Annotated in this window: 17 protein-coding genes; 7 read left to right on the top strand and 10 right to left on the bottom strand. The window is 66.2% G+C overall.

The window, feature by feature from the left end:
* The first annotated feature begins 8 nt into the window (after window positions 1–8).
* From U0004_RS15320 to U0004_RS15295, 6 genes are read left to right on the top strand one after another with little or no spacing between them, the layout of a single operon-like run.
* Window positions 9–1304 (top strand): TIGR03087 family PEP-CTERM/XrtA system glycosyltransferase, encoded by a 1296-nt coding sequence (locus U0004_RS15320; RefSeq protein ID WP_070254391.1) that lies wholly within the window; start codon window positions 9–11, stop codon window positions 1302–1304.
* Window positions 1301–2878: an exosortase A gene (gene xrtA, locus U0004_RS15315; RefSeq protein ID WP_070254390.1), complete on the top strand. Its 1578-nt coding sequence runs from the start codon at window positions 1301–1303 to the stop codon at window positions 2876–2878. The genes U0004_RS15320 and xrtA overlap by 4 nt, the downstream gene beginning before the upstream one ends.
* Window positions 2868–4070, top strand: coding sequence for a TIGR03088 family PEP-CTERM/XrtA system glycosyltransferase (locus U0004_RS15310; RefSeq protein WP_070254389.1), 1203 nt, complete (start codon window positions 2868–2870; stop codon window positions 4068–4070). The genes xrtA and U0004_RS15310 overlap by 11 nt, the downstream gene beginning before the upstream one ends.
* 10 nt (window positions 4071–4080) lie before the next feature.
* On the top strand, window positions 4081–6033 hold the full coding sequence (locus U0004_RS15305; RefSeq protein WP_070254388.1) for an XrtA/PEP-CTERM system amidotransferase: 1953 nt from the start codon (window positions 4081–4083) through the stop codon (window positions 6031–6033).
* A 4-nt stretch (window positions 6034–6037) separates the two neighbouring features.
* Window positions 6038–7276 (top strand): TIGR04063 family PEP-CTERM/XrtA system glycosyltransferase, encoded by a 1239-nt coding sequence (locus tag U0004_RS15300; RefSeq protein ID WP_070254387.1) that lies wholly within the window; start codon window positions 6038–6040, stop codon window positions 7274–7276.
* Entirely contained in the window at window positions 7273–9708 is a 2436-nt protein-coding gene (locus U0004_RS15295) for a glycosyltransferase (protein WP_071653634.1), read from the top strand. Before U0004_RS15300 ends, U0004_RS15295 begins: the two co-directional genes overlap by 4 nt.
* Before the next feature lie 145 nt (window positions 9709–9853).
* On the opposite strand, the gene U0004_RS15290 is transcribed toward U0004_RS15295, so the two are convergent.
* The 5 genes from U0004_RS15290 to U0004_RS15270 all read right to left on the bottom strand — a co-directional run bounded on the left by U0004_RS15290 (window position 9854) and on the right by U0004_RS15270 (window position 14800).
* Window positions 9854–11593, bottom strand: coding sequence for a serine hydrolase domain-containing protein (locus U0004_RS15290; RefSeq protein WP_081345491.1), 1740 nt, complete (start codon window positions 11591–11593; stop codon window positions 9854–9856).
* A gap of 325 nt (window positions 11594–11918) precedes the next feature.
* Window positions 11919–13130, bottom strand: a complete 1212-nt coding sequence (locus U0004_RS15285; RefSeq protein WP_217495225.1) for a DUF7832 domain-containing protein — start codon at window positions 13128–13130, stop codon at window positions 11919–11921.
* Between the two features lie 145 nt (window positions 13131–13275).
* Window positions 13276–13911, bottom strand: coding sequence for a Vat family streptogramin A O-acetyltransferase (locus tag U0004_RS15280; RefSeq protein ID WP_071653637.1), 636 nt, complete (start codon window positions 13909–13911; stop codon window positions 13276–13278).
* 191 nt (window positions 13912–14102) lie between these two features.
* Window positions 14103–14570: a MepB family protein gene (locus U0004_RS15275; RefSeq protein ID WP_070254383.1), complete on the bottom strand. Its 468-nt coding sequence runs from the start codon at window positions 14568–14570 to the stop codon at window positions 14103–14105.
* The gene (locus U0004_RS15270) at window positions 14567–14800 is read right to left on the bottom strand and encodes a hypothetical protein (RefSeq protein ID WP_070254460.1); all 234 of its coding nucleotides are present in this window, start codon (window positions 14798–14800) and stop codon (window positions 14567–14569) included. Before U0004_RS15270 ends, U0004_RS15275 begins: the two co-directional genes overlap by 4 nt.
* 97 nt (window positions 14801–14897) lie before the next feature.
* Here U0004_RS15270 and U0004_RS15265 point away from each other — a divergent pair, with 97 nt between their 5' ends.
* On the top strand, window positions 14898–15260 hold the full coding sequence (locus U0004_RS15265; protein ID WP_070254459.1) for a TfoX/Sxy family protein: 363 nt from the start codon (window positions 14898–14900) through the stop codon (window positions 15258–15260).
* Here the strand turns inward: U0004_RS15265 and U0004_RS15260 are convergent.
* The 5 genes from U0004_RS15260 to U0004_RS15240 form a co-directional block, all read right to left on the bottom strand.
* On the bottom strand, window positions 15249–16253 hold the full coding sequence (locus tag U0004_RS15260; RefSeq protein ID WP_070254382.1) for a 2-hydroxyacid dehydrogenase: 1005 nt from the start codon (window positions 16251–16253) through the stop codon (window positions 15249–15251). The two genes, U0004_RS15265 and U0004_RS15260, sit on opposite strands and share 12 nt — an antisense overlap.
* Window positions 16254–16340: 87 nt before the next feature.
* On the bottom strand, window positions 16341–17534 hold the full coding sequence (locus U0004_RS15255) for a hypothetical protein (protein WP_070254458.1): 1194 nt from the start codon (window positions 17532–17534) through the stop codon (window positions 16341–16343).
* A gap of 109 nt (window positions 17535–17643) precedes the next feature.
* Complete coding sequence (locus U0004_RS15250; protein WP_070254381.1) at window positions 17644–18834, bottom strand: hypothetical protein; 1191 nt, start codon at window positions 18832–18834, stop codon at window positions 17644–17646.
* A gap of 2 nt (window positions 18835–18836) precedes the next feature.
* A complete protein-coding gene (locus tag U0004_RS15245) occupies window positions 18837–20402 on the bottom strand; it encodes an MBOAT family O-acyltransferase (protein WP_070254380.1) in 1566 nt (521 codons plus the stop codon).
* Entirely contained in the window at window positions 20392–21465 is a 1074-nt protein-coding gene (locus tag U0004_RS15240) for a glycosyltransferase family 4 protein (protein ID WP_070254457.1), read from the bottom strand. The genes U0004_RS15245 and U0004_RS15240 overlap by 11 nt, the downstream gene beginning before the upstream one ends.
* Between the last annotated feature and the right edge of the window lies 1 nt (window position 21466).

The raw sequence follows: 21466 nt of genomic DNA, 5'->3' as shown, positions 1-21466 counted from the left end.
GACCCGCCATGCGCGAACTTTTATTCCTCGCCCACCGCCTGCCGTATCCGCCCAACAAGGGCGACAAGATACGTTCGTGGCACATGCTGCAATACCTGAGCCGGCATTTTCGCGTGCACCTGGGCTGCTTCATCGACGATGAAGACGACTGGCAGCATGCGAAAACCGTGGCCGCCCTGTGCGCGAGCACGCGCTTCATCGCCTTACGGCGCGGCACGGCCCGCTGGCGCGCCATGCAGGCGCTGCTGTCGCGCCAGGCCATGAGCGTGCAGTACTACCGCGATGCGCGCCTGCTGCAATGGGTCGATGGCTTGCTGTCGGGCGGCAAGGTGCGCCACGCGCTGGCCTTTTCCGGGCCCATGGCGCAATACATCGACGGCAGCGCGGGCCGCGCCCTGCACCGCGTGATCGATTTCGTCGATGTCGATTCCGACAAATGGCGCCAGTACGGCGACAGCAAGCCCTGGCCCATGTCGCAGCTGTACCGGCGCGAAGCGCATCTGCTGCTGCAGTACGAGCGCCATATCGCCCAGCAATTCACGGCCGCCAGCTTCGTCTCGGCGGCCGAAGCGGCCCTGTTCCGCCAGTGCGCACCGATGGCGCGGCGCAAGACGGGCTATTTTAATAACGGTGTCGACACGGCGTATTTCACGCCCATGCCGGCCCAGCCCGGCGTGTATCCACCGGGGATGCAGGCGCTGGTGTTTACGGGCGCTATGGATTACTGGCCGAACGTCGACGCCGTGCAATGGTTCGTGCGCCACGTCTGGCCCGCCCTGCGGCGCCAGTTCCCCCAGTTGCAGTTCTATATCGTCGGCAGCGCGCCCGTGCCCGCCGTGACGGCGCTGGCAAAGGTAGCTGGCGTGGTGGTGACGGGCAAGGTGCCCGACATCCGGCCCTACCTGGCTGGTGCGGCGCTGGCCGTGGCCCCCCTGCGCATTGCCCGCGGCGTGCAAAACAAGGTACTGGAAGCGATGGCGATGGGCAAGATCGTACTGGCCACGCCGCAGGCGCTCGAAGGCATCGCCGCCCAGCCGGGCCTGGAACTGCTGCTGGCGCGCGACGATGCCGAATTCATCCACCATGCCGCGCGCGTGCTGCGCCATGCCCAAGGCAGCGCGGCCGAAGGCAACGGCGCGGCCATCGGCGCGGCGGCCCGCCAGCTGGTGCTACAGGATTACGACTGGGAACGCAACCTGCGCGGCCTGGGCGCCATGCTGGGTGTATCGGCCGAGACCGGTACGGATACGCCTGCCAGCGGCGCCGCCGCGCCTTTGCTGCCCGTGCGGGAGCCATCCACATGAGTCTGCAACTCGACCAGCTGGCCCGCTTGCCGGATGCGGCCGTCTGGCCGCACGGCCAGGACCGGCAGCAAGCGTTGATGCTCCTGCTGCTGGCCCTGGCCGCCGTCGTGCTGCTGTACCACGCCACCTTCTGGTCGATGGTGGAACTGTGGTCCCGCTCGCAAACCTTCGCGCACGGCTTCCTGATCGTGCCCATCAGCTGCTGGCTGGCCTGGCGCCAGCGCGCCCGCCTGGCCGCGCTGGCGCCCCAGCCGTCGCGGCAGGGCTTGCTGTTGCTGGGCGCGCTGGGCCTGGCCTGGCTGCTGGCCGACGCCGCCAACGTGCCCGTGGTGGAACAGTATGCGGCCACCGCCATGCTGCCCGCCTGCGTGCTGGCCATCCTCGGCTGGCCGGCCGTGCGCCTGCTGGCGTTTCCACTCGCGTATCTGTTCCTCGCCGTGCCGTTTGGCGAAGTTTTCCTCGATCCCCTGATCGACTTCACGGCCGCCTTTACCGTCACCGCGCTGCAATGGACGGGCGTGCCAGTGTTTCGCGATGGCAGCAATTTTTCACTGCCCACCGGGAACTGGTCAGTGGTGGAAGCGTGCAGCGGCTTGCGCTACCTGATCGCCGCGCTGGCCCTGGGCGCCCTGTTCGCGCATGTCCACTTCCGCAGCACGCGGCGGCGCCTGGCCGTCATGGCCGCCGCGCTGCTCGTGCCCATCCTCGCCAATGGCGTGCGCGCCTACCTGATCGTAATGCTGGGCCACCTGAGCAACATGCGCCTGGCCGTGGGCGTCGACCACCTGATCTATGGCTGGCTGTTCTTCGGCCTGGTGGCGTTGCTGCTGTTCTGGCTGGCCGCGCGCTGGCGCGAATTGCCGCCGGCGCGCGCCGTGCCGCCAGCTCAACCCGTACGCCTGGGCGCCGCTGCGGCCAGCCCGCGCGCCGCCGTGCGCGCCAGCATCGCCTGCCTGCTGCTGGCGGCGCTGTGGCCGGCATTGGCGCTGGCCAGCCACCGCCACGACAGCGCCAGGCTGCCCGCCATCGTGCTGGCCTTGCCCGATCCGCCCGCCTGGCGCCGCCTGCACGCTGCGGCAGCGCCGTGGCAGGCGCCGTATGCGGGCGAGCCCGCGCTGTTTGCCGCCACGTATGCGCGCCAGGACGGCGACGGCGCGCCCGTGGGGCTGCAACTGCACTGGTATGCGCGCCAGGCGCGCAATGCCGAATTGCTGACGCATCTATCCTCGCCATACGGCGCGCGCTGGACGCCATTGGCGCAGCGCGTGCAGCACGTCAGCCTGGCCGGCGCTTCCATGGGCGTGCGCGAAAGCGTGCTGGCCCACGGCGGCGAGCGCCTGCTGGTGTGGCGCGTGTACCGCCAGGGCGGCATGATGACGGCCAGGCCCGTGCTGGTAAAACTGCTGCTGGCGCAAGCCAAGCTGCTGGGCAGGCGCCAGGATGGTGCCGACATCATCGTCTTTGCCGTCTACGACGAGCTGGCGCCGCCACCGCGCGCGCACCTGCAAGCCTTCCTGCGGGCAGCCCTGCCCGTCATCGAACAACGCTTGCAGGAGTTGCCGCATGGCCCTTGACCTCACTCGCGGCGGCCCGCAGGCGGCCAGCGCCGCCCCCCTGATCGTGCACGTGATCCACCAGCTCGACGTGGGCGGGCTGGAAAACGGCCTCGTCAACCTGATCAACCATTTACCGCCAGAACGCTACCGGCACGCCATCGTCTGCATGAAGAATGCCACCGCGTTTCGCCAGCGCCTGACCACCCCCGGGGTCGATGTCATCAGCCTGGACAAGCGAGAAGGCAAGGACTGGCGCCATTACCTGCACCTGTACCGCGTGCTGAAACAGCTGCGCCCGGCACTCGTGCACACGCGCAACCTGGGCTGCCTCGAAGCGCAATTGCTGGCCTGCCTGGCCGGCGTGCGCCTGCGCGTGCATGGCGAACACGGGCGCGACATGAGCGACTTGCACGGTACCCGCCGCAAATACCGGCTGCTGCGCAAATGCATGCTGCCGCTGGTGCAGCACTTCATCGCCGTCAGCGCCGACCTGGGGCAATGGCTGGTCGATGCCATCGGCGCGGCGCCCGCGCAGGTGTCGCACATCGGCAATGGCGTCGACAGCGTGCAATTCCATCCGCGCCTGGGCCCGCCGGCCGCCGTGGGTCCGCCCGGCTTCCTGTGCAATGGCGCCTTCGTCATCGGCAGCGTGGGCCGCATGGCGGCCGTCAAGGACCATGCCTCGCTGGTGCACGCCTTCATGCTGTTGCTGGCGCAGCCGGGCGCCCGCGCGCGCCTGCGCCTGATCATCGTCGGCGACGGACCGTGCCGCCAGGCTTGCCTGGATCTGCTGCAGCAGGCCGGCGTGGCCCATCTTGCCTGGCTGCCCGGCGCGCGCGACGACGTGGCGCAACTGCTGCGCGCCATGGACCTGTTCGTGCTGCCATCTCTGGCCGAAGGCAGCTCGAACACCATCCTCGAAGCGATGGCGACGGGGCTGCCCATCGTCGCCACGCAAGTGGGCGGCAATGCGGAACTGGTGCAGTCGGGCTGGAGCGGCACCCTGGTGCCGCCCGGGTCGCCCGAGATGCTGGCCGACGCCATGCTCGACTATTACAGCATGCCCGAACTGGGCCCCCGCCACGGCGCGCGCGGGCGGCGCCAGGTGCTGGCCGAGCACAGCCTGCCCGCCATGGCCGGCGCCTACCTGGCCGTGTACGACCGCCTGACGGGCGCGCGCCAGCCCTCTCCCCTGTCCACCATTCCCTGAAAGGCCTCCCATGTGCGGCATCAGCGGCATCTTTGATTTGCAGGGCCAGCGCGACATCGACGTGCTGCTGCTGGCGCGCATGAACCACAGCCTGCGCCACCGGGGGCCGGACGAAGGGGGCTTGCACCGCGAGCCGGGACTGGGCCTGGCGCACCGGCGCCTGTCCGTGATCGACCTGGCCAGCGGCCAGCAGCCGCTGTTCAACGCCGACCGCAGCATCGCCATCGTCTTCAATGGCGAAATCTATAACTATCGCAGCCTGATGGCGGAACTGCGCCAGTTCGGCCACCCCTTCCGCACCAGCAGCGACACGGAAGTCATCGTCCACGCCTGGGAGCAATGGGGCGAGCAATGCGTGCAGCGCCTGCGCGGCATGTTCGCCTTCGCCCTGTGGGACCGCCGCCGCCACCTGCTGTTCCTGGCGCGCGACCGCCTGGGCGTCAAACCCCTGTACTACGGCGAGGCGCAGGACGGCACCCTGCTGTTCGGCTCCGAACTGAAGGCCCTGCTCGCGCATCCGGCCATGCCGCGCGCGCTCGACCCGCTGGCCGTGGAAGAATATTTCGCGTACGGCTACGTGCCCGAGCCGCGCAGCATCTTCCAGCACGCGCGCAAGCTCCCGCCCGGGCATACGCTGTCGATTCGCGCCGGCCAGCCGCTGCCCGCGCCGCAATCGTACTGGGACATCCCGTTCACGCCGAATCCGCCCGCCAGCGAGGCGCAGGCGGCCGACGAATTGCTGGCGCGCCTGCGCGAAGCCGTGCGCCTCCGCATGGTGGCCGAAGTACCGCTGGGGGCCTTCCTGTCAGGCGGCGTCGATTCGAGCGCCGTCGTGGCGCTGATGGCCGGGGCCAGCGCCACGCCCGTCAACACGTGTTCCATCTCGTTCGGCGACCCGGCGTACAACGAAGCGCGCTACGCCGACCTGGTGGCGCGCCGCTACGCCACGGCGCACCACGCGCGCCAGGTCGGGCAGGACGACTTCGAGCTGATCGACCTGCTGGCCAACCTGTACGACGAACCGTTCGCCGACAGTTCCGCCATGCCGACCTACCGCGTCTGCCAACTGGCGCGCCAGCGGGTCACGGTGGCCCTGTCGGGCGACGGCGGCGATGAAAGCCTGGCCGGCTACCGCCGCTACCGCCTGCACACGCGCGAGGAAAAAGTGCGCAAGGCGATGGATCCGCTGCTGCCGGCCGGCCTGCGCCAGTCGCTGTTCGGCACCCTGGGGCGGTGGTACCCGAAGGCCGACTGGGCGCCCCGCTTCCTGCGCGCCAAGACCACCTTCGAAGGCCTGGCGCGCGACACGACGGACGCGTATTTTCACGGCGTCAGCCTGCTGGGCGACGCCATGCGCGCGCGCCTGTTCAGCCCCGAGATGCGGCGCAGCCTGCACGGCTACCGCGCCGTCGAAGTGCTGCGCCGCCACGCGCTGGCCAGTCCCGCGCAGGATCCGCTGTCGCAGGTGCAGTACCTGGACTTGAAAACCTACCTGCCCGGCGACATCCTCACGAAGGTCGACCGGGCCAGCATGGCGCATGCGCTGGAAGTGCGCTCGCCGCTGCTCGACCACGAACTGGTGGCGTGGATGTCCGGCCTGCCGCCGCAGTTCAAGCTGCGGCGCGGCGAAGGCAAGTACCTGCTGAAAAAAGCCCTGCGCCCGCTGCTGCCGGACAGCCTGCTGTACCGCCAGAAGATGGGCTTTTCGGTGCCGCTGGCCGACTGGCTGCGCGGCCCGCTGCGCCAGCGCCTGCAGCAACGGCTGCTCGGTCCCACCCTGGCGCAATGCGGCCTGTTCGACATGGACTACGTGCGCCTGCTGCTGGAACAGCACGCGAGCGGGCGGCGCGACTACAGCGCGCCCCTGTGGTCGCTGCTGATGTTCGAAGCGTTCCTGCGCCAGGTGCTGCCCGTCGATGGCCGCCAGGCGCCGGCGCCCGCGCCGGCCATGGCCATGGAGTGACGCCATGCGCATCCTGCACATCCTCGACCACTCGCTGCCCCTGCACAGCGGCTACACCTTTCGCACGCTGGCCATCCTGCGGCAGCAGCGCGCGCTGGGCTGGCACACCATGCAGCTCACCAGTGCCAAGCAGGGACCGTCGGATGGCGCGCAGCAGCTGGTCGACGGCTGGCATTTCTACCGCACGGCGCCCGATGCACGCTGGTGGGCGCGCCTGCCCGTGCTGCGGCAAGCGGCTGTCATCATCGGCCTGGCCGTGCGCCTGCGCCGGCTGGCGCAGCGGATCAAGCCCGACATCCTGCATGCGCATTCGCCGGCCCTGAACGCCATCGCGGCCCTCAACGCGGGCCGCGCGCTGGGCATCCCCGTCGTGTATGAAGTGCGCGCCTTCTGGGAAGACGCGGCGGCCGACCATGGCAGCAGCCGGCCCGGCGGCCTGCGCTACCGGCTCACGCGCGCGCTGGAAACCTACGCGCTGCGCCGCGCCGATGCCGTCACCACCATCTGCGACGGCTTGCGGCGCGAGCTGTGCGCGCGCGGCGTGCCCGCGCATAAAATCACCGTGATTCCGAACGCCGTCGATGCGGGCGCCTTCAGCGTCACGGCGTCCGGCGACCTGTGGCTGGCGCATAAACTGGGCCTGCACGGCCATCTGGTTCTCGGCTTCATCGGCTCGTTCTATGCCTACGAAGGACTTGCCCTGCTGCTGCGCGCCATGCCGCGCCTGCTGGCGGCGCAGCCGGCATTGCGGCTGCTGCTGGCCGGCGGCGGGCCGCAGGAAGCGGCGCTGCAGGTGCTGGCGGCGCAACTGGGCATAGCCCACGCGGTGGTCTTCGCGGGCAGAGTACCGCATGCGCAGGTGGCCGCCTATTATCAGCTGGTCGACATCTGCGTGTATCCGCGCCTGCCCATGCGCCTGACGGAGCTGGTGACGCCCTTGAAACCGCTCGAAGCGATGGCCCAGGGCCGCCTGGTGGTGGCGTCCGACGTGGGCGGCCACCGCGAACTGGTCGAGCATGGCAAGACGGGCATGCTGTTTCGCGCCGGCGACGCCGAGGCGCTGGCGCAAGCCATACTGGCTTTGCTGCTGGCGCCTGCCAGCTGGCCCGCGCTGCGGCGCCAGGCGCGCGCCTTCGTCGAGACGGAGCGCAGCTGGGGTGCCAGCGTGGGCCGCTATGCGCCCGTGTATGCGCGCGTGGCGGCGGCCCGCATGGCGGTGAATGCGGCCGGAGTCATGCCATGATCTTCACGGGCCTGCGCATCGCGCTGGTCGGTCCGCTGCCGCCGCCGGCCGGCGGCATGGCGAATCAGACGGCGCAACTGGCGCGCAAGCTGCGCGACGATGGCGCGCAAGTGCAGCTGCTGGCCGTCAACGGCCCCGCGCTGCCGCCCTGGCTGGCGCGCATCCGCTACCTGCGCGCCGCGCTGCGCCTGCCCCTGCTGCTGTGGCGCCTGTGGCGCACGGCCAATACGGTCGACCTGTTCCACATCATGGCCAATTCCGGCTGGTCCTGGCATTTGCAGGCAGCGCCCGCGCTGTGGATCGCCAGCCTGAAAGGCAAGCCTGCCCTGCTCAATTACCGGGGCGGCGAAGCGGCCGCCTTCTTCGCCCGCTCGCCGCGCCTGGTGGCGTTCAGCCTGCGCCGCGCCAGCGCCATCGTCGTGCCCTCGGCCTACCTGGCCGGCATCTTCGAGCAATATGGCCATACGGCCCACATCGTGCCAAACGTGGTGGACTTGCAGCGCTTTGCGCCGGCTGCGCCACGTGCGCCGCCCGGGGACGGCCCGTGCATCCTCGTGGCGCGCCACCTGGAAAGCCTGTACGACAACGCCAGCGCCGTGCGCGCCTTCGCCATCGTGCGCGAGGCTTTTCCCGCGGCGCGCCTGGTGCTGGCCGGCGGCGGGCCGCAGCGCGCGGCGCTGGCGCGTCTGGCCAGCTCCCTCGGCGTGAAAGATGCCGTGCGCTTTGCCGGCCACGTCGACAATGCCGCCATGCCGGCCCTGTACCAGGCCAGCGACATCGTCCTCAATCCCAGCCTGGCCGACAACATGCCCAATTCCGTGCTCGAAGCGCTGGCCTGCGGCGTGCCCGTCGTCAGCACCAACGTGGGCGGCATCCCCGCCCTGCTGCAGGATGGCGTGACGGCGCTGCTGGTGCCGCCCGGCGAGGCGCCGGCCATGGCGCAGGCCATCCTGGCGCTGCTGCGCGACCCGCCCCGTGCGCGGGCCATGGCAGACGCGGGCCTGGCGCAGGCCGCCACCTTCGGCTGGCCCGGCATCGCGCCCAGACTGGCCGCGCACTACCGCCGCATCCGCGCCGCACCGCGCCCCGGCGCCTACACGCGCTGCGTCGCCCGCTGGCTATTCCCCCTGCATGAATGGTGCAAGGGCCACCACAGCGCGCGCCTGCTGCATCGGCTGGAACGCTCGCAATGGTGGAGCGCGCAGCAGCTGGAAGCGTGGCAGCTGGCGCGCCTGCGCGCGCTGCTGCGCCACGCGGCCGATCACGTGCCGCATTACCGGGCGCTGTTCGCCCGCAGCGGTTTCGATCCCGGCCAGCTCAGGCAACTGAGCGATCTGTCGCGCCTGCCGCTGCTGCGCAAGGGCGATATCGCCGCCGCGCGCGACAGCTTCAAGTCGGCCCGCGCCGTGGGCTTGCGGCCGTTCGCCACGGGTGGCTCCAGCGGCGAGCCGCTGCAGTTTTTCCTGGGACGGCGCAGGGTCAGCCACGACATCGCCGCCAAGTGGCGCGCCACGCGCTGGTGGGGCGTCGACATCGGCGACCGCGAAGCCGTGTTGTGGGGTTCGCCCATCGAGCTGCACGCGCAAGACCGCGTGCGCCGCCTGCGCGACGCGCTGTTGCGCACCACCCTGCTGCCTGCGTTTGCCATGTCGCCCGCGCGCCTCGATGGCTATGTCAGGCAGTTGCGCCGCTGGCGTCCGCGCATGCTGTTCGGCTATCCGTCGGCCCTGTGCCGCATCGCCAGCCACGCCAGCGCGCGCGACCTGCCGCTCGACGGCCTGGGCGTAAAAGTGGCGTTCGTCACGGCCGAACGCCTGTACGACGAGCAGCGCGCGCAGATCGCCGCCGCCTTCGGCTGCCCCGTGGCGAACGGCTACGGCGGGCGCGACGCGGGCTTCATCGCCCACGAATGCCCGGAAGGCGGCATGCACATCACGGCCGAAGACATCATCGTGGAAATCCTTGATGGCAATGGCCAGCCGCTGCCGCCAGGGGCCACGGGCGACATCGTCGTCACCCACCTGGCCACGCAGGACTACCCGTTCATCCGCTACGCCACGGGCGACGTGGGCGCGCTGGGTGCAGAACCGTGCGCCTGCGGACGCGGCCTGCCCCTGCTGCAAAAAATCGAAGGACGCAGCACGGATTTTCTGACCGCCGTGGACGGCACCGTCATGCACGGCCTGGCCCTCGTCTACATCGTGCGCGAACTGCCGCAAGTGCGCAGCTTCAAGATCATCCAGGAATCCCTGCTGCGCACGCGCGTGCTGCTGGTCTGCCTGCCCCGCCTGGACGCCACCACCCGCGTCGCCATCGTCACCGGCTTCCAGGCCAGGCTGGGCGCACAGGTGGACATCGCCATCGAGGAAGTCGAAGAAATAGCGGCGGAGGCGTCGGGGAAATACCGCTATGTGCTCAGCAAAGTCGCCTAGCACGGCGGCCTTCAGCGATATCATACATTTCCTGTTCACCAGGCGGTCATGCCGGTCCAGTTCTACTGGCCTACAGCTCCAGCTCCGTGTTCAAGCACTTCTCGAACCACAGCGCATCGTCGGCGTGTCTTGGCACGCCGGGCGTTCAGTCGTCCACCAGATCGAAGTCGGCAAACAAAGCGTCCGCCGTCAGGTAAACCAGCAGCGTGCGCGCCGGCTGGATGCCGCTGGCGCGGAAGGCAAGGATGCTGTCCACCTTGCTGTCATGGCGTTCGATCGCTCGGCCGGCAACGGGCTGCTCGTGCAAAAAAGTCAGCGATTTTGCATGGGCCAGTTCGCCTACCGCCTGTGTGCCAAAATTGCGTTTGATGCCAGCTGTGGCGAATGCCGAGTTGGCCAAGGCGCTGCCGCCACGCGCAATGTCGGCAAGCACGGCCTGTATATTCCGGGTACGCGCAGGATTGGGGTCGGTGCGGGCTTTGACCGTGCGCATCAGCGGGCCGATGCGCGGCGCCGTATTGACCTTGTCTTTGGTCGTCACGACAACGTCAGTCACCTCTCCTTGTGCATCGACGGCAAAAGCCAGTTCGCAATTGCGCGACGTCGAATGGAAGCGCTGTGGGCCGACGGGCACGAACACTTCGTCGGGCAAGCCATCGGAAATGCTGCGCAGCCGGCCATCCTGCATATCGAAGGTGCCCATCGTGTTGTTCGCCAGCTCGTAGCGGCCCGTGTAGCGGATGAGTTCCCTGGCATCGATGTTGACGGCGGGGTGCTTGCGCAACACGTCGTGGTCGGCATCCAGCCAGCGATAGGCGCGGCCGATGGCGGCGGTCAGGCGGTCCATCATGCGGGAATTGTCGTTCGCGTTAATCATGATCACGGCACCCTGGCCTGTCCGGGAAAATGCCGTCAGCAAGGTATCGAAGCCTTCGTCGCGCCCGCCGTGCGAAAAGCGTTGCGCGCTGCCGCTGCCGTGCAGGAAGACGCCCAGGCCCGCGTTCTCTATTTGCGGGGTCAGCATCTGTTGCGTCAAGGCTGCCGAGATGAGCGGGTTGGACGTGCCGGCCAGGGATTGCTGCACGCCGATGGCGAAGCGCGCCAGGTCCGATGCGTTGGTCCATAGACCGGCCGCCGCCATTTCTGGATACACATGCCAGCGGCCGACCACCATGCTGCGATCGGCAAGGTGGCCGCTGGCATTCAGGCGCGCGCGCTCGGCTGGCGGCGGTTGCAGATAGGAGCTCTCCTGCATGCCCAAGGGCTTGAGGACGGCGTCGCGCATGTAATCGGGAAACGCCTGGCCGCTCACGTCGGCCACCATTTGCTGCATGACGGTATAACCGCCACCGGAGTAACGCACCTTGCTGCCTGGAACAATGTCAACGCGAATGGCTGCGGTATTCGCGGGTTTCTCCCCGTCGAGCACCTGGACCACGCCGGGTAATGGCGCATTGCTGGCGTAGCCGGGGAAGCCGTGCACGGTCAGCCCGGCGTTATGGCTTAGCAACCTGCGCAGGGTCACCTTCTGTTCGGCCGCCAGGGTGCTGTCCGGCAGCTTCCACGTGAGCAGCCTGGTATTGACGTCTTCGTCAAGGGCAAGCTTGCCTTGCTCTACCAGGTGCAGCGCGCCCAGCGCGGCGACCGGTTTGCTGACCGAACCGGCCTGGAACAGTGTGTGCGGGCTGACCGGCGTCTTGCCGCCCTTTTCCGTGACACCGTACCCTTGCGCCCTGACAATCTTGCCGTTCTCGATGATGGCAAGCGATAGGCCGGGAATTTGCCGCATCTTCATTTCGGCTTTGATGATGTCGTCCAATGCGTCCGCCTGGACACCGCTTGCGAACAACAGGGTAACGATGACTGCCAGGGAATGAACTCGCATGAACGCTTCTTTCAATGGTGGTTGACGGATGTCAGGAAGGAAAAGTTGACGATACGTCACCCTGCCCGGCCACCATGCAGGATTGCGACAGGCAGTCGGATATCAGTCATGGGCGGTCATTTTCCCGGATGAGTTGCGGTGCGCATTGGCGGGCGTGAGCGCTTCCGGGCGGGCAGGTTCCGCCCCGAAGACGACGGTGGCCCGCATGAATCGAGTGACGGAGTCGCTGAAAAATGACTGCCGGTCGGCGTCCTCGTCTATTTGCGCAACAAAGCCGGCTGGAATTGTTGCGCAAATCCGGCTTGGCGCGAGTCCGCCCAGAAAGTCAGGACTTTTGCGGTAAAGTCAGGCCGCTTTGAAACGCCAGCTTGATGTCCCTTTCGTGCGAGTAGGCGGAAGATTCCCACACCTCGCCTGCTTGAAGCCGGGTGTATGTCTGAAAGATATTACGCCGCCACGGGGATGGTCTGGAAGCAACGTAGCCAGTGAAAAAACGTTGCGACTGTTCTTGGGTCCCGAAGCACAACAAGAATGACAAAGGGGTAGGCGTTGAATCGCAAATGGCGGGAAAACCGCCTCCATGCGACGCAAGATGTTCCAGCGCCCGCGGACGATCGGCGAACAAAGCGAAAAGCGGCAGGCTGCGTTCGGCGAGCAGCTGGCACATCTCCTCAATCGAGGAGCGCGCCGTCAAACCCGCCACTTGCCAGACAATGGAGCTGGCAGCTTTTTCGGGCCGAAGCAAGCCGCCGAATAGAACGCAACCATCGTAACCGGCTGCGCCGCCCCTCTGCGCAAGCCACTTCTTCAGGGCTTTGCTGGCGATGGAGAGGTCGACCGTCATGCGAACATCGCTGCGGGAATTATAGCGCTCGGACTCGAACGATACCTCGAAAACGGTGTCCTTATCGGCAGCCAGCTTCTTCCAAACGGTTCCTGCCTTGTTGGGTTTAAAACCATGCGGCAAGAGAAATTTCCCGACTTCCTGGCAAGCATGAAGAAACTGGGCTTTTGGATCGCGCTGACGGTTGGCGGGATCGGCCGACCACGCTTGCCATTGGCTGTAGCGCTGGTCGAGCATGGGTTTCAGTTGATCGAATTTCTCCCAGGTATTCTGGACGTGATAGACGCTGGGATACTCAAAGCCATGTGCAGCGGCGTAACGGTTGAATACGTCACAATAGTCTTGCAGAAAGCTGCCATGCTTTCGGGCGAATGTCGACTTTTCATCGTAATAGTCAACGGTGAAAGCATTGCCCTGATCGTTGAGATCGTCTTCCCATAGCTTGCCATCGCAAGCATCGATCAGAAATTGAAGTCCGGTCATTTCCCGACTTGCCAGACGCCTTAGCTCCTCGGGGGAATCTGTGCGGTGGAAATCGCTCGCCATGTCCTGGTTCAGCAACCAGGCCAGGAACATGCCGATATGGATACCGCCATTCTCTTCCGGCAAATCATCGGGAAATTTTCCTCCAGAATGCCAATCAATCCTGTCATACGCCATTGTGCAAACCCATAAAAATATCGAAATAGTCATTGTCCTGTTGCTTCAGCGCACTTGCCAGCGTGCCGGGTAACGCCCTGATCCGGGTAATGGACGTCACTTGTCCTCCTCTGCGTATCCTGATCATCGTTGCTTTTTCCAGTCCGTTACTGGCCGGCTGCTGCCGGCCATGCAGGACCTACCGGGCGGCGGCATACAGCGCGTCAACGTCCCCGCCGCGGATCAGGTCGAGGTGCCGGCCTATCCATTCTGCCGGGCGATCCCACCAGGCGATGTCCAATAGCCGTTGCACAGAAGCGGAATCGAAACGCTCCCGGACGACACGTGCCGGATTGCCGCCGACGATGGCGTAGGGCGGGATGTCGGCAGTGACAACCGAGCGCGCTGCGATGATAGCGCCATCGCCGATCCGTACCCCAGGCATGATGAGCGTGTCGTAGCCGATCCAAACGTCGCTGCCGATAATCGTATCGCCTTTATATGGCAATTCTCCCTCGACAGGCCGTGCAGTTTCCCATCCATTGCCAAAAATGAAGAATGGATAGCTTGAAATCCCGTTCATTTGATGGTTGGCGCCGTTCATGATGAACTTCACCCCACGCGCGATCGCGCAGAATTTGCCGATTCTTAGGCGATCGCCAATGAACGGGAAATGGTACAGGACATTGTCTTCGAAATGCTCGACGCCGTCCGGATCGTCGTAATAGGTGTAATCGCCGATTTCAATATTGGGGCGGGTGATGATATTCTTTAGAAAACAGATTTGCGGGAATCCAGGCATTGGATATGTGGTGTTTGGATCAGGACCTTCCATGCTCTCTCCATTTTTAATATTCCGGGTGAAGTACGCCATAGCGGCCCCGGAATCACATTAACTCATGCACTTCACACGGTGCCCGACCATCCGCTCGCGGCCAATAGCGTGCCTCAGCATGAATTTTATTGCCATCATGACAAAACGAGGTTTTTCAAGGCGCGGATACATTCAAGGGGACACGGAAACAATTACTGCCCGAACATCTGCTCCAGCCTTTGCTGATCCCCTGCCGCCACAAAACACCCCGCCTGCCAGCGCTGCGTGCGCAATGCCTGGATCGATTCCGGCGCGCACCACGGCGGATACACGCGCAGCGCGCGCTTGCCGCCCTGGCCGGCGCGCGACATCACGCCCCGTTCCAGCAGCACGCTGCGCGGAAAAATGAAAAAGCCATGCCGCGCGCCATCGTCGTCGGCCACGGCAATGATGACGACATCGACAGGATCCGCTTCGTCCAGCGGGGCGATGTCGGCTTCGGGATGGGGGCGCTTCCAGACGGTGACGAACTGGCCCGTTTTCGTCGGCGTGGTCTTGGCCACGCGCAAGACCAGGCGCTTGCCATGCAGGTCGGCGCGGCAGGCGCCGTAGTCCGCGCTTTCCGCTTCCGGCACGGGGGCTTGCGGCAAGCCAAGGAAAGCCCAGGGACTGGCCTTCATTGCGCGCTGAACTCGGCTGCGGCCTTGGCCGCCCACAGCGCTTCGGCGTGGCTGGCGAACGGGCTGTCGTAGCCGTCGACCTTGCCATCCTCGTCGACAAAGTACAGCCACCAGCCGTCGGCCTGCTCGCGGATGGCCGTGTGGCCCGGTGCGCAATGGGTTTCGATGGCGTCGCCTGCGGCCAGGGTGGTAATGCTGATGCCGCGGTGAATAATATGCTCGGGTGTCATGGAAAATAGGTCATGCGAAAAAATCAATGGCCGTAGTGTAGCCGCGCCGGCGAATCCTTGCCAGTGCGCTACACTGTTCTTTCACATGGAGGACGACATGGCATCACAGCAAGGCACGGTGGATTTTTTGCTCGACCAGATGGCGGGCGCGGGCAGCCTCAGCGCAAAAAAAATGTTTGGCGAATACGGCCTGTATTGCGACGGCAAGATGTTCGCCATCGTCGCCGACGACCAGCTGTTCATCAAGCCGACGGATGCGGGACGCGCCTGGATCGGCGCACAAGGCACGCTGCAGGAAGCGCCGCCCTATCCGCAAGCCAAGCCGTATTTCCTCATCGATGGCGGGCTGTGGGATGAGCGCGACTGGCTGAGCCAGCTGGCGCGGCGCACGGCCGATGCCTTGCCGCTGCCGAAACCCAAGCCGCCGCCCAAGCCTAAAAAGCAGGTGTCAGCTGGCTAGTACGCTGTTCCCGCAAGCCTTGCCCTGACGGAAGCACGCCAGGTTGTGATACGTGATGGCGGCGATCTCGCGCAGCGCTTCGATGGTGAAGAAACCCTGATGGCCCGTCACCAGCACGTTCGGGAACGTCATCAAGCGCTGGAAGATATCGTCGTCGATGATGTCGGACGAGCGGTCCTGGAAGAACAGATTGCTTTCCTGCTCGTACACGTCGATGGCCAGGGAGCCCAGCTGGCGCGATTTGAGCGCCTCGATGACGGCGCCCGTGTCGATCAGGCCGCCGCGCGAGGTATTCACCAGCATGGCGCCCTTCTTCATCAGCGGCAAGGTTGCCTCGCTGATCATGTGGCGCGTGCTTTCCATCAAGGGGCAATGCAGCGAGACGATGTCGGATTCGGCCAGCAGTTGCGGCAATTCCACCATCGTGCCCAGCTGCGCGAACGCGGGCGCCGGATACGGGTCATGGCCCAGCACCGTGCAACCGAACCCTTTGAAGATGCGCGCCGTCGCCAGGCCGATCTTACCCGTGCCGACGATGCCGACCGTCTTGCCGTGCAGTGTCGCGCCCAGCAAGCCGTCCAGCGAGAAATTGCCTTCGCGCACGCGGGCGTAGGCGCGGTGCGTGTGGCGGTTCAGGGTTTGCACGAGGGCCAGCGTGTATTCGGCCACGGCTTCCGGCGAATACGCGGGCACGCGGGCAACGAACAGGCCCAGGCGCCTGGCCGCTTCGAGGTCGAGGTTGTTGTAGCCGGCGCAGCGCAGCAGGATGGCGCGCACGCCGTAGCCATGCAGGGATTCCAGCACGGGCGCGTCGAGCACGTCGTTGACGAAGACGCACACGGCGTCGGCGCCTTGCGCCAGGACCACGGTTTCCTGGCTCAGCAAGGCGCTGTGGTAGACCAGTTCAATGCCGGCAGCGTCGGGCTGGGACGGCAAGGCTTCATCGAAGAAACGGCGGTCGTAGGGCTGGCTGGCAAAGAAGGCGATTTTCATGGGGAGTCCTGGAACTTGCTGGATGGCAAAACATCATCATAGCGCATGCGCCCTGCCCCACGCTGTACGCCTGGCACCTGCCGCAGGCTATTTGGGTTCGCGGGGCAAGGTCAGCACATGACGCAGGTAGGCCGTTTCCTTGGCGTGCTGCGCGTGGTAGCGCTCGCGCGCGGCGCGCGTGGCCGCCTGGTGGGCCGCGATACCGGACTCAGTCAACTCCGCGCCGAAGTCCGCCGGCGGCTGCAGCGGGCCGCCAAACAGGCGCGCCAGGATGAAACGGCCCACATTCTCGCGATAGTGCGATGCTTCCCAGTAATAGCGCATCTCGCGCGCGCCCGTCACTTGCGGGATCGGTTCGCTGGTGATGCTGTTGAAGCCGGAAAAATCAAGCAGGCGCACGTCGCAGCCCAGGCGCCGGTGGCGGCCGGCCAGCTGCGCCAGGTCGCGCTGCCATGTTTCCATGGCATCCCACTTGCCGCGCCAGTACAGGGCGTCCAGCGTGAGCGCGTGCGTGGGATTGATGTACAGGCGCAAGCGCGTGCCGCCACGGCACAGTTTCCCGACGCTCGTATCGAAGGCATGCAGGGCCGGTTCGGTCGGTCCCAGGCCATCGCCGAATTCCTGCAGCCTCGGCGTGAAGGCGCGCGCCGTACCGACCCAGCCATGGTTGCGGGCGGTGATGCAGGACTGGTCGCGCTGGCCGTGCAGGGCCAGGCTGGAGAGGCAGGCGCCGTCATAGCTGCCGCTGAGGATGCGCCAGGTGTCGCGCGTCATGTCAACCGTCAGGCCGCGCTTGATGTTGAGCAAGGCACGCCGCGCGAAAAAGGCGGGCCCGCCGTCCGTCAAGCCCGGCTCCACGCCGGCCGATCCCAGTTCCAGCGAAAACGAGGGCGCGTCGATGCCCCACACCATGGTGTCGACATGGCTGACCCTGGCCGCGTGTTCGGCCAGGCGGATGGCGTCGCCGATCGAGGCGCCCGAGACGGCGCTGTTGAAGACGCTCTTGCCATCGAACAAAGTACGCATGCTGCTGGCCGGCAAGCCCATTTCCGTGCGCGAATTGCCGATATACACGACGGCGGGCCGGTAGCGCGCCACGGCATACGTCTTGCCCCACACTGCGAGCTTTTCATACGTGGGACGCAGGCGCTGCACCGCGGGACTGTCCCACTGGTGCAGCAGATACGGGTCCACGCGGTAATTGACGGCGGAAACGAGTGCCAGCGCGGCCAGGGCGCAGGCAAAGAAGATGGCGAGGTAGCGGCGGGCGGCGGTATCCATGGTCAGCACCGGAAATAGGGAAACTCGGCGACCCGCCGCATGCGGCAGCTGCCGGCGATGAACAGGGACAGGAATGGGAACGAATGAAACGGCATGACTCCTCCTTGCTTCAACGCCGGATCAGCGGCCCGTCCAGCACCCGCTGCGCATAGGCCGCCTCGCGCGCATGTTCCACGCGATAGCGGTCGCGCGCCGCGCGCGCGGCCGCATGGTGGGCGTCGACGTTGGCCTGCGTCAGCTCCACGCCGAAGTCGGCCGGCGGCGGCGTGTCGCCGCCAAACAGGCGGGCCAGGATCAAGCGGCCCACATTGTCCCGGTAGTGCGACACCTCCCAGTAATAATGCATCTCGGGCTTGCCGCTGACGAGCGGGGTCGCTTCCGTCGTGATGCTGTTAAAGCCGGAAAAATCATACAGGCGCACGTCGCAGCCCTGCTGGCGGTGGCGCCCGGCGAGCTGCACCAGTCCCCGCTGCCAAGCCTGCATGGCATCCCACTTGCCGCGCCAGTGCAGCGCATACAAGGTCAGCGCGTGCGTGGGGTTGATATACAGGCGCAGGCGCAGGCCACTGCGGCACAACTTGCCGATGCTGGCGTCGAGCGCCAGTGTCGATGGCGGCGTCGGCCCCAGTCCATCGCCGAACTCCTGCAGGCGCACGGGAATGGCGTCCTTCGTGCCGAGCCAGTGCCGCATGCCCTTGCGGGTGCACGTCTCGTCGCGTTGTCCATACAAGGCCAGGTTGGAGCGGCAGACATCGCCGGCCTTGCCGGTGAGGATGCGCACGCTGTCCTCCGTCATGTCCAGGGTCAGGCCGCGCTTCAGGTTGACCAGGGCGCGCCGGGCGAAAAAGCCATGCTCGGCGCCCGTCAGGCTGTCTTCCACCCGCGCCGCGCCCATGTCCAGGGAAAAAGTGGGCGCGTCGATGCCCCACACCATGGTCTCGACGCGGCTGACCCTGGCCGCATGCTCGGCCAGGCGGATGGCGTCGCCGATCGAGGCGCCCGACACGGCGCTGTTGAAGACGCTCTTGCCGCCAAACAAGGCGCGCACGCCCGTCGGCAAGCCCAGTTCCGTGCGCGAATTGCCGATGTAGATGATGGCCGGCCGGTAGCGCGCCACGGCATAGGTCTTGGCCCAGGCGCCGAGCTTTTCATTCAACTGGCGCGGACGCTGCAGCAAGGGGCTGTCCCACTGGTGCAGCAGGTAGGGGTCGACCTGGTAGTTCAGGAGCGAGACGGAACCGAGCACCAGGAAGACGCAGGCGAGGAAGCCGGTGAGGTAGCGGCGGGCGGCGGTATCCATGGTCAGAACTGGAAGTAGAGAAATTCGGTGACCCGGTTCATGCCGAAGATGCAGGCGACGAACAGCGCGGCCAAACCTACGCTCCAGCGGCGCGTGGGCCGCCAGCTGAAGGCCCAGCGTCCTGCCGGTTGAAAGATTCTTTCAATGGCGGGTTCGTAAAGAAAGAATATTTCTTGCGTATTCGGCGCCTTGAAAGCCAGCAGCATGGCGCCCAGCAGCACGGGCAAGCCGGGGCCGGCCAGTTCGATCCAGCGGATGCCGTCAAAGGCCGGATGCAGCCCCCATTGCGCCAGGCTGGCCGCGTGGCTGGCCAGGCCGCGCGGCAGGCTTACGCCATTCGCGCCCACCAGCGCGCCCGTGATGTCCCAGGCGGTGGCCACGTCGGGCGCGCGGAAGAAAATCCAGGCCAGCATGACGGCAAAAAAAGTCAGCAAGGTGGACCACCAAGCGGGCCACCAGCGCGCCCGGAGCGAACCGAACGCGCTCTGCCACGCCTGCTGCAGCACCAGGTACAGGCCGTGCAAGCCGCCCCAGATGACGAAGGTCCAGCCGGCGCCATGCCACAGGCCGCCCAGCAGCATGGTCAGCATCAGGTTGCGGTAGCGCATGGCCTCGCCGCGCCGGCTGCCACCCAGGGGAATATACAGATAGTCGCGCAGGAAACGCGACAAGGTCATGTGCCAGCGGCGCCAGAAGTCGGCGATATTGGCCGCCTTGTACGGCGAATTGAAGTTCAGCGGCAATTTCACGCCGAACAGGCGCGACAGGCCGATGGCCATGTCCGAATAGCCGGAAAAGTCGAAATACAGCTGGAAAGTGTAGGCCAGCACGCCGATCCACGCTTCGATCAGGGTCGGTTCGGCGCCGGCCGCGAAGACGGGCATGGCCAGCGGCGACAGGTTGTCGGCAATCAGCACCTTTTTTGCCAGGCCTATCGTAAAGATCGACAGTCCGATGGCGAAATTGGCGGCGCGCGGATGGGCGTTGGCCGGATCGGCGAACTGCGGCAACATGTCGCGGTGGTGCAGCACGGGGCCGGCGATCAGGTGCGGGAAATAGCTGACGAACAGCACATAGTGGATAAAGCGGTATTCGCGCACCTCGCCCCGGTAGCAATCGGCGAGGAAGGCGATCTGCGTAAAGGTAAAGAAAGAGATGCCGATCGGCAGGATGATATCGAGGCCGGACAAGGGCAGGCTTGCAGCGCCAGCACCGGCGGCAATGGCATTCACGCTGTCGATGAAGAAATTCGCATATTTGTAGTAGAGGAGCAACCCCAGGTTCAGCGCCAGCGCCGCGACCAGCACGCGCTTGCGGGCCGCGCCCGCGCTGGCGCCGATCAGGCGGCCGGCGCCGTAATTGACGCAGATCGAGGCCAGCAGCAGCGGCAGGTAGCGCACGTCCCACCAGGCATAGAAGAACAGCGAGACGAGCGCCAGCCAAATTGCGGGCGCCAGGCGGCGCCAGCTGGCGGATGCAGCGGCGGTGGCCAGGCGGTCCAGCAAAAAATAGCCGGCTAGCACGATGGGCACATAGCCGAACAGGAAAGCGAAGGAATTAAACAGCATGCTGCCTCCTGGCCGGCAAGGACTGCGCCTGGTAATAACACTCGGCAATCTGCGCCGCCACCCGTTCCCACGTAAAACGTTCCACCAGGGCTTGCACGCGGGCGCGCTCGGGCGGCAGCGCCAGCAATGCGAGGATGGCCTGGCGCTGCGCGGCGCCATCGTCCCAGGCCACCTTGCGCAGCGCGAAGACGGAATCGGGCAAGTCCAGCGCGCTTTGCGCCGTCATGACGACAGGCGTGCCGGCCGCCAGCGCTTCAAGCACGCTCAAGGGAAACACTTCGCCCTGGCTGGGCAAGGCCGCCACGGACGCCGCATGGTAGGCGCTGGCCAGCAGCGGGTCGGCGTGGTCGAGCGCACCGAGCCAGCTGACGTGCGGCAAGTCCAGCAGCAGTTGCAGATACGCCTGCTGTTCGCGCGGCGCGGCGCCGATCAGCACCAGGGGCAAGCCGGCGCCCGCCAGCGCCTGGGCCAGTCCCAGCTGGTTTTTATACGGTGAGATGCTGCCCACCATCAACACGAACGGTCCGGCGATGCCCGTTTCGCGCAGGAACAGATCGCCATTGGCCGTGAAGAAATGCGGGTTGATCCCATTCGGCAGGACGCGGACGGCGTCGGCCGGCATGCCGAAACCTTGCACCATGGCGTCGCGTTCGGCCTCGCCCAGGGCGATCACCACGTCGGCCAGCTGCAAGGCGCGCCGCGTCTGCGCATAGCTCGTCTGCACCATCCACTCCGTCAGGCGTCCCGCCAGCCGGTCGGCCAGCCGCGCGCGCCAGGCGCTGGCCCGGCCCCAGCCAGGCGACAGCAGCGGCGACAGCACCACCGGTACGCCTTGTTCGCTGGCCATTTCCATGATGCGGTAAGTGCCATTGCTCGCCGAAAACACGTGCAGCACGTCGAAATCGGCCAGCCGCTCATGGTTGGCATCCACTAGTTGCACTTCCAGGGGCCGCGCCGGCAGCTGGGGCAGCCGGTTCAGCGCGGCAATGGTTTCGCGTACCTGGATCTGCAAGCCGCCGTCGCGCTGGAACAGCATCGGGTAGGACAAGATACCGACACGCATG

The sequence above is a fragment of the Janthinobacterium lividum genome, from assembly GCF_034424625.1.
GTDB lineage: Bacteria > Pseudomonadota > Gammaproteobacteria > Burkholderiales > Burkholderiaceae_D > Janthinobacterium > Janthinobacterium lividum.
This window is presented reverse-complemented; position numbering and strand designations above follow the sequence as displayed.

Excerpts from the sequence above, each read along its gene's own strand:
- U0004_RS15300 (WP_070254387.1), top strand. The coding sequence starts at position 6,038 with ATGCGCATCCTGCACATCCTCGACCACTCGCTGCCCCTGCACAGCGGC.
- U0004_RS15280 (WP_071653637.1), bottom strand. The coding sequence starts at position 13,911 with ATGGAAGGTCCTGATCCAAACACCACATATCCAATGCCTGGATTCCCG.
- U0004_RS15265 (WP_070254459.1), top strand. The coding sequence starts at position 14,898 with ATGGCATCACAGCAAGGCACGGTGGATTTTTTGCTCGACCAGATGGCG.
- U0004_RS15290 (WP_081345491.1), bottom strand. The coding sequence starts at position 11,593 with ATGCGAGTTCATTCCCTGGCAGTCATCGTTACCCTGTTGTTCGCAAGC.
- U0004_RS15285 (WP_217495225.1), bottom strand. The coding sequence starts at position 13,130 with ATGACTATTTCGATATTTTTATGGGTTTGCACAATGGCGTATGACAGG.
- U0004_RS15305 (WP_070254388.1), top strand. The coding sequence starts at position 4,081 with ATGTGCGGCATCAGCGGCATCTTTGATTTGCAGGGCCAGCGCGACATC.
- U0004_RS15270 (WP_070254460.1), bottom strand. The coding sequence starts at position 14,800 with ATGACACCCGAGCATATTATTCACCGCGGCATCAGCATTACCACCCTG.
- xrtA (WP_070254390.1), top strand. The coding sequence starts at position 1,301 with ATGAGTCTGCAACTCGACCAGCTGGCCCGCTTGCCGGATGCGGCCGTC.
- U0004_RS15245 (WP_070254380.1), bottom strand. The coding sequence starts at position 20,402 with ATGCTGTTTAATTCCTTCGCTTTCCTGTTCGGCTATGTGCCCATCGTG.
- U0004_RS15310 (WP_070254389.1), top strand. The coding sequence starts at position 2,868 with ATGGCCCTTGACCTCACTCGCGGCGGCCCGCAGGCGGCCAGCGCCGCC.
- U0004_RS15295 (WP_071653634.1), top strand. The coding sequence starts at position 7,273 with ATGATCTTCACGGGCCTGCGCATCGCGCTGGTCGGTCCGCTGCCGCCG.
- U0004_RS15255 (WP_070254458.1), bottom strand. The coding sequence starts at position 17,534 with ATGGATACCGCCGCCCGCCGCTACCTCGCCATCTTCTTTGCCTGCGCC.
- U0004_RS15275 (WP_070254383.1), bottom strand. The coding sequence starts at position 14,570 with ATGAAGGCCAGTCCCTGGGCTTTCCTTGGCTTGCCGCAAGCCCCCGTG.
- U0004_RS15250 (WP_070254381.1), bottom strand. The coding sequence starts at position 18,834 with ATGGATACCGCCGCCCGCCGCTACCTCACCGGCTTCCTCGCCTGCGTC.
- U0004_RS15260 (WP_070254382.1), bottom strand. The coding sequence starts at position 16,253 with ATGAAAATCGCCTTCTTTGCCAGCCAGCCCTACGACCGCCGTTTCTTC.
- U0004_RS15320 (WP_070254391.1), top strand. The coding sequence starts at position 9 with ATGCGCGAACTTTTATTCCTCGCCCACCGCCTGCCGTATCCGCCCAAC.
- U0004_RS15240 (WP_070254457.1), bottom strand. The coding sequence starts at position 21,465 with ATGCGTGTCGGTATCTTGTCCTACCCGATGCTGTTCCAGCGCGACGGC.